We start from the raw sequence: 7,928 nt of genomic DNA on the forward strand, positions 1-7,928 counted from the left end.
TTAAACCAAAAAATCAAGCTAAAACAGATAATTTCTCCTAAATTTGGACTAAAATTAACTTTCATTTTAGCATTTCATAAAAGTGGCAAGACCGTCGAAAGAAGAATTAGTAAAGCAAATAAAGGAAACTCCTCTAAACCGTCAATACAACCAAATCAAGTCAAAATACCCTGGAGCAATGTTACTCTTTCGGGTAGGTGATTTTTACGAAACTTTTGGCGAAGATGCCATTCGTGCCTCAAAAATACTCGGAATTGTACTCACTCGCCGAAATAACGGTGGAGCTCAAGAAGAATTAGCAGGTTTTCCTCATCATTCAATTGATACCTATTTACCAAAATTGGTTCGTGCAGGCGAGCGGGTAGCCATCTGCGACCAACTAGAAGACCCATCAACTGCCAAAGGAATTGTTAGGCGTGGTGTTACCGAATTGGTCACGCCAGGCGTTTCGTTCAACGACAATGTTTTAAATCATAAACAAAATAATTATTTAGCTTCCATTCACTTTTCAAAACCTGATTATTTTGGTATTTCTTTTTTGGATGTTTCCACAGGTGAATTTCTAACAACTGAAGGAAGCACCGCTTATATTGATAAACTACTACAAAGTTTTGCACCGTCAGAAGTGCTTTATTGCAAAAAACACCGAGGAGAATTTCAAACCATTTTTGGCGATAAATTTAACGAGTTTACTTTTGAAGATTGGGCGTATAAGTTCGATTTTGGCTATCATTTACTCTTAAATCACTTCAAAGTTACTACTTTAAAGGGTTTTGGAATAGAAAATATGCCCGATGGCATTATTGCGGCGGGCGTAATCTTACGATATTTGTCTGATACCGAGCATAAAGAAATGGGGCATATATCTCGCCTTACTCGCCTTGATGAAGACAAATATGTTTGGCTCGATAAATTTACAATTCGTAACCTCGAACTAGTCTTTGCCCAACACGACGGTGGTGTTCCGTTGATTCAAGTGCTTGACCAAACCATTACACCCATGGGTGCAAGGCTATTGAGAAAATGGTTGGTTTTACCACTGAAAGAACGCTCATTGATTCAAGAAAGGCTCGATACTGTTGAGTTTTTTGTAAAAAATGAGGAGATTTTAGAGTATCTCACAAACCTTTTAAAACCAATTGGAGATTTAGAGCGTTTGATTTCAAAAGTAGCGGTTCGACGCATTAATCCGCGAGAATTAGTACAATTAAAAAGAGCTTTACTGCAAATAGAACCTATCAAAAAACAACTAACCTTGGGTAGTCAGCAGTTTGCTATTTTACAAAAATATATTACACAACTCACTGACTGTCAATATCTTATTGATAAAATTGAGAAAGAATTGCGTGATGAAGCACCTGTTTTTACAAATCAAGGTAACATGATAAAATCGGGCGTAAATGCCGAGTTAGATGAGTTACATAAAATTGCTTTTTCAGGAAAAGATTTTTTGATTGAAATCCAAAATCGTGAAGCTCTACGCACTGGAATCCCTTCATTGAAAATTTCATATAATCGAGTTTTTGGTTATTATTTGGAAGTTTCCAATTCACATAAAAGTAAAGTACCGCCCGAATGGATTCGTAAGCAGACACTCGTAAATGCAGAGCGGTATATTACAGAAGAATTGAAAGTTTATGAAGAAAAAATATTGACGGCAGAATCGAAAATCTTTGAAATCGAATACCGTATTTTCAATGAATTGGTATTGACAGCCAACGAATTTGTAGCACAAATTCAGCAAAATGCACGAGTGATTTCTATTTTGGATGCCCTTTCTTCATTTGCTAAAATCGCAAGAAAAAACAATTATTGTAAACCACAAATAGCTGATAATAAAATACTTAACATCAAACAAGGACGGCACGCTGTAATTGAACAACAATTGCCTTTAGGCGAAATCTACGTGCCAAATGATTTGTTTTTAGACGACCAAACCCAACAAATTATTATAATTACGGGGCCAAACATGGCAGGAAAATCTGCTTTGCTTCGTCAAACTGCCCTGATAGTTTTGATGGCACAAGTCGGAAGTTTTGTTCCTGCCGAAAGTGCCGAATTGGGCATTGTCGATAAGATTTTTACACGTGTCGGTGCAAGTGATAATCTCTCTCGTGGCGAATCAACTTTCATGGTAGAAATGACCGAAACCGCCAGTATTTTGAATAATTTGAGCGATAGAAGTCTAATAATTATGGATGAAATTGGGCGAGGAACAAGCACCTACGACGGCGTAAGTATTGCGTGGAGTATAGCCGAATATTTGCACAATCATCAAAAATGCAAGCCTTGGACACTTTTTGCCACCCATTACCACGAACTCAACCAATTGGCAGATGATTTTAGTCGAATTAAAAATTTCAATGTTGCGGTAAAAGAATTAGATAATAAGGTAGTATTTTTACGTAAACTCAAAGAAGGCGGCAGCGAGCATAGCTTCGGTATTCATGTGGCACAAATCGCAGGAATGCCCCAATCGGTTGTGCTGAGAGCCAACGAAATTTTGCATCATCTCGAAAAAGACCATATTAAAGAAAATAATAAAGAACGAATAAAAGAAGCAAGAACGGAAACACCCCCAAAAAACAATTTTCAATTAAGTTTCTTCGAGCCACAAGACCCAAAATTGGAGGAATTAAAAAATAAATTGAAAGCAATTGATATAAATACCTTATCGCCAATTGAAGCCTTGTTGAAGCTCAATGAATTAGTAAAATTAGTTTGAAGTCAAAACAGTTTATATTAAAATATTTTAAAGCCAAAACCTACACCCAAACCGTATGTCGATAAATTCTACCTCTAAAAAGTATCGTTCATTTTTACTTCTATTGATATTCTTTTTTTCTGGCTTTGCAGCTTTAATTTACCAAGTAATTTGGCAACGTTGGTTAGTTTTTTACACAGGAATCAGTTCAGTAAGCATAAGTTTGATAGTTTCGGCATTCATGGCTGGATTGGGACTTGGGTATTTGGCTGGTGGTCAATTAGCCGACCGAGTTGGCAAAAACCGCCCGATATTATTATTTGTTTTGGCCGAATTAGGCATAGGTGTTTTTGCTTTGGTGAGTAAATCTATCATCTACGATTGGCTTTATCAATCAAATGCTTTGGAAGGCGGTTCAAACTTTCAAATTTATTTAATTCTCTTTTTGATTTTGCTTTTTCCTACATTCCTGATGGGCTTGTCGTTACCTCTTTTATCTAAAGCTTTTGAAGAGAAAAAATCAGAAAACCAAGCAAATTACATCAGTCTTTTATATTTTACCAATACACTCGGTGCGGCAGCAGGCACTTTGATTACCGCATTCGTGTTGATAAGAGCAATTGGCTTTGAAAATGCCGTTCGATTGGGTGCGTCATTTAATTTTTTATGTGCTGCCACCGCAGGAGTAATTTATTACTTTGAAACCAGAAGTAGCTCCTTAACAAGTACAGAAATTACCAGTGAAACCCTTAATTTGGAGAAAAAGCAAACGATTTTCTCTTGGAATCGAAACTTTATTTACTGGATTATTCAATATACTATTTCGGGTTTTATGGCTATTTGCTTCGAAATATTATGGTTCAGAATGATTGAAACAATGATGAAATCATTGGCTCTGACTTTTTCTATTATATTGACAATCTACTTGGCAATGATGGCAATCGGCACATATACGGGCGTTCGATTTGCTAAAAAATTCAAAGGAAATCGTCTAAAACTCTTCTTAAACGCACAATATACACTTTACATTTATACCATAGGCTCAATTTTATTTCTTCAATGGGCAGTTTCTGATATTCAAGCTTTGTCATTTTTATTCGACTATTTTAAAAGCTACGAAGCCTTATTTACACCTAAAATAGTTCTCTCAACAATGTTGTTTATACCGCTATTCTTAATGGCCGTTCCTACTTTTATCATGGGTTTTAGTTTTACTATTTCTCAACTTATCATTCAGGATAAATTTGATGAAGTTGGTCGAAAAGTAGGTTGGTTACAATTTATGAATATCGTTGGTTCAACAATTGGAGCATGGTTTGTAACACTGATAGGCTTCAATTATCTCGGCACAGCACTGACTATCAAAAGCATTGGTCTGATAGGTTTAATCTATGTAGTAGTTTTACATCGCCATCGTTTTAATTCACTTTTTTCGAGAATCATAATGGCTTTTTCTCTTCTGCTGGCTGTCTTTTTACTTCCAACTAATGAAAAATTTTGGATGAAACTAAGTGGTATGACCGAAAAGCAAAATTTTATCCTTGAAGAAGACGAGACAGCTTTATCTTTCATTAAAATTGGTGGCGATGAATCGTTGGTTTTCATCAATGGTTTAGGTCAAAGTATGTTCCCTTTTAGTAAAGACAAAACACATATTACACTGGGAGCAATCCCTGCTTTATTGCATCCAAATCCACTAGATATTGGTATCATCGGATTGGGTTCTGCATGCACACTTTTTAATGCGGGTGGACGTGCCGAAACAAAAAACCTTGATTGTTTTGAAGTAATTGTGAATCAACCCGCTGCTGTTTATGAGTACATTAAACGTACCAAAGACAGTGCTGCATATCGAATTATGAAGGATAAACGGGTAAATCTAATCTTGCAAGATGGACGTTATTTTTTGCATAGAAACCCTAAATTATATGATATCATTGAGGCCGATGCACTGAGACCAAAATCTTCTTATTCGGGCAATTTGTATTCCATCGAATATTTCCAATTGCTAAAATCAAGGTTAAAAAAAGGTGGTATGGCAATCACTTGGGGAGCTACTGGCAGAATAAGAGAAGGCTTTGCTAAAGTATTTCCTTATATTTATGAAATAGACAGTTTTATGATAATTGGTAGCAGCCAGGAAATCAATTTTGACGAAGAATTAATCCTAAAAAGAGTAGAAAACTCCTTTACTAAAAATTATTATTCACAAGCCAATATCAATATAAAAGAAGTATTAGTCAGGGTGCTAAAAACCAAAAAGGTTATACAAAATGGTGTAACTATGCAAACCAAAAGATTCAATTCAGATATGTGGCCTAAAGATGAGTTTGATTTTGGTAGAGTTTGGGCAAAAATTTTAGGAGAAAATGATTCATATTTATAGATAATTTCGTAATTTTATAAAACAACCATCTTCAAATAAAGTGTAGTAAAACTTTAATTATTTTATCATGGCATCATTTAGTATTGATTTCCCAGGCACATCTAATCAATTTGTGGTTAGTGCAGATTCTGCTATTAAAAATAAAGGTGGTATATTTGACGGAAACTCAAATACGGGTTCGTTTAGTTTGCAAACATTAATAGGCTCAGTAAAAGGCACATATCAGGTAGTATCTGAACCAAATAGCCCACAAACTAAAGTCGAAATAACTATCACCAAAAAGCCTTTTATTGTACCAATGAGTAAAATACAAGAAGTGATTGCTTCCTATTTTTAATAAAAATTTCTTATGAAAAAACTTATTTTGTTTTCGATTGTAATTTTAGGTATTTCTGCTTGCCAAGATAATTCTGAACGAGCAAGAAGCATTGTTGCAAAAAGTATAGAAGTTCATGGTGGTAAGAAATATGAAAATTTCACCGCCGAATTCGATTTTCGTAAATTACATATCAAATTGATGCACGAAAATGCAAACGGTTCTTCGCTAAGATTTCAATATGAGAGAATCTCGAAAGATAGCTCAAGAAATGATATTTGGGACATCATTAACAATGATGGTTTTTTGAGAATAATCAACGGTAATCAAGTACAATTATCAGAGAAAGATGTTACAAGATATACAAATGCTGTCAATTCAATTGCATATTTTGTACTTTTGCCTTATAAATTACAAGATAAAGCCGTAAATTTGGAATATATTGGAGAAATAACTTTGGATAACAAAAAGTATGACAAAATAAAAGTATGGTTCAATAAAGAAGGCGGTGGTAAAGATTTTGAGGATATTTATTGTTACTGGTTTAACCAAGAAACCCATACTTTAGACTACATCGCTTATGCCAATGGTGGCCCAAGATTCAGAAGATTTAAAAATCGTCAAACAATTGGTGGAATCGTGTTTCAAGATTACGAAAATTTTGTTATTACAGACACTACTTTAAAAACCTTCGAGTATGATAAAGCATTCATAGCAGGAAAAGACTCATTACTATCAGTTATTGAACAGAAGAATATTATAGTGAAGTAATCTCTTCAAAGCGTTCTTTTCGAACATATACTCGATGTTCGTCAAATTCGCCAACAAATTTATATTTGTCATCAATCATTTTTTTCAAAGCTTCATTCGTTTCAAACCCACATTTATCTCGAGTCATAAAAGTTTTTTTGGTAGCATGAGCATCAATAAAAACAGGAAATGGGTGTTCTCTAAATTCTTTCACATACTCTTGTTGAAAAAATTTTTGAAGCGAATCGCTGTACATTCCCCAATGCGAATTACTCCATCGAATACCCTGCGTTCTCTTCGTTTCTAAATATAATTGTCCACTCTCACCCCAAACCACTAAAGCCTCGTTTGGTTTTGAATATTTGACTATTTGTTTACCTACTGTCGAAATTGGCAAAGGACGTTTTTTTGACTTATCGGTTGTAACAAAATGATTTTTAAAAGGATAAATCAATGTTTTAGACAAGACTACAATCAAAACTATAGACAAAAATCCAAGTGATAGGTATCTTTGTGATAAACTTAATAAATCTTTCAAGAAAAAAGCATACAAAAACACCGTAGGGAATACTAATAAAAGCAAATAATGATGAAAAACAAACCCTGTTTTATAGACCGATAATAAGGTACTAATTAAGAAAGCACAAATAAACAGGCTTTGAGGATTAGTCTGAAACCGTCTTTTTAAAATCCAATGATAAGACAATAAAACAACAGAAAGCACCGTAATGAGGCGAATAAATACATTTATATCATCAAAAAATGATTTATAAATTGTGTTAAATATGTTACTATTTTCTCCATAACTTAGGTTATTTTGTATATAATAAACCCAAATTTTATCAACAAAATTGTACCAAAAAGCTATCAGAATTAAGCAAAATGGAATAATAGACACCCCAAATGTAAGCCAAAATGTTTTTTTTAAATAATCATGTTTATCTTTTTGGTAAATCAACCAATAGACTGATAATGTTAAAAACATCGCAATCGGAATTGCTTGTAATTTTGTAAAAATAATGGTACCTGCGACCAAACCCAAAATAAAAACTGTAAAAGATTTGATAGATATTTGATTATTGATGGTAGCATACAGATAAGCCATAATACTTAAAAGAAAAATAGGCAAATGCTCACTGCTAAAATGTATAAAATCAAGATATCGTGTAGTACTTAAAAAGGCAACAGCAGGAAAAATACTCGAAAAAGCAATGGCAGTCGAAAATAATTTTCTTAAAGCCAGAAAGCTGAACACAACACTTCCAACCATGAGAGTAATTCCGACAATTCGTGCTGATATATAGTCGTAAGGTTGGTTGAATACTTGGCAAAAAAAAGTGATAATATAAAAATTGAGAGGTCCACTCGTGCAACCATCCACCGACTCCCAATAAATCGGGTCTTGAGCGAGTGTCATTGCACCTACAATAAATACGCTTTCATCGAGGTTAAAGGCTTGATTAAAAACAACAGCGGGTAGTCTTAATATTACTATTGTCAATGAACATAAACCAATTGCAGTAATTATAAATGTTCTATTTTGTGCTTTCTTAAAATCAAAAAATGAGTATAGAGATAAACATCCTGCCAAAATTAGGAGCAGGTTACCAAAAACTAAATACATTACAGGTGAATCATCAAATGTAAACATTTTTTTAAATTTATAGCTAAATACAGGGTTTGTTCATAAAAAAAAAGGTTACTTAAATATTGCTGGTATTAACTTCCAGTTTTTAGTCAATTTTTCTCTTAGGATGGATTTATTACCACCT

5 protein-coding genes are annotated in these 7,928 nt (G+C 33.9%); 4 read left to right on the forward strand and 1 reads right to left on the reverse strand.

The window, feature by feature from the left end:
* Positions 1-76: 76 nt before the first annotated feature.
* From mutS to ACH2CJ_RS02740, 4 genes are all read left to right on the forward strand, one after another.
* Positions 77-2,725, forward strand: coding sequence for a DNA mismatch repair protein MutS (mutS, locus tag ACH2CJ_RS02725; protein ID WP_394990551.1), 2,649 nt, complete (start codon positions 77-79; stop codon positions 2,723-2,725).
* 55 nt (positions 2,726-2,780) lie between these two features.
* Positions 2,781-5,090: a fused MFS/spermidine synthase gene (locus ACH2CJ_RS02730; protein WP_394990546.1), complete on the forward strand. Its 2,310-nt coding sequence runs from the start codon at positions 2,781-2,783 to the stop codon at positions 5,088-5,090.
* Positions 5,091-5,157: 67 nt separating this feature from the next.
* Positions 5,158-5,427 (forward strand): hypothetical protein, encoded by a 270-nt coding sequence (locus ACH2CJ_RS02735; RefSeq protein WP_394990547.1) that lies wholly within the window; start codon positions 5,158-5,160, stop codon positions 5,425-5,427.
* Between the two features lie 12 nt (positions 5,428-5,439).
* Positions 5,440-6,177, forward strand: a complete 738-nt coding sequence (locus tag ACH2CJ_RS02740; protein ID WP_394990548.1) for a DUF6503 family protein — start codon at positions 5,440-5,442, stop codon at positions 6,175-6,177.
* Here the strand turns inward: ACH2CJ_RS02740 and ACH2CJ_RS02745 are convergent.
* Entirely contained in the window at positions 6,164-7,807 is a 1,644-nt protein-coding gene (locus tag ACH2CJ_RS02745; RefSeq protein WP_394990549.1) for a hypothetical protein, read from the reverse strand. The two genes, ACH2CJ_RS02740 and ACH2CJ_RS02745, sit on opposite strands and share 14 nt — an antisense overlap.
* Between the last annotated feature and the right edge of the window lie 121 nt (positions 7,808-7,928).

This window comes from Emticicia sp. (assembly GCF_043780375.1).
In the GTDB taxonomy this organism is placed as follows: domain Bacteria; phylum Bacteroidota; class Bacteroidia; order Cytophagales; family Spirosomataceae; genus Emticicia.

Bases quoted from the DNA above. Each gene is read 5' to 3' on its own strand.
- ACH2CJ_RS02730 (WP_394990546.1), top strand. From the start codon at position 2,781: ATGTCGATAAATTCTACCTCTAAAAAGTATCGTTCATTTTTACTTCTA.
- ACH2CJ_RS02735 (WP_394990547.1), top strand. From the start codon at position 5,158: ATGGCATCATTTAGTATTGATTTCCCAGGCACATCTAATCAATTTGTG.
- ACH2CJ_RS02740 (WP_394990548.1), top strand. From the start codon at position 5,440: ATGAAAAAACTTATTTTGTTTTCGATTGTAATTTTAGGTATTTCTGCT.
- ACH2CJ_RS02745 (WP_394990549.1), bottom strand. From the start codon at position 7,807: ATGTTTACATTTGATGATTCACCTGTAATGTATTTAGTTTTTGGTAAC.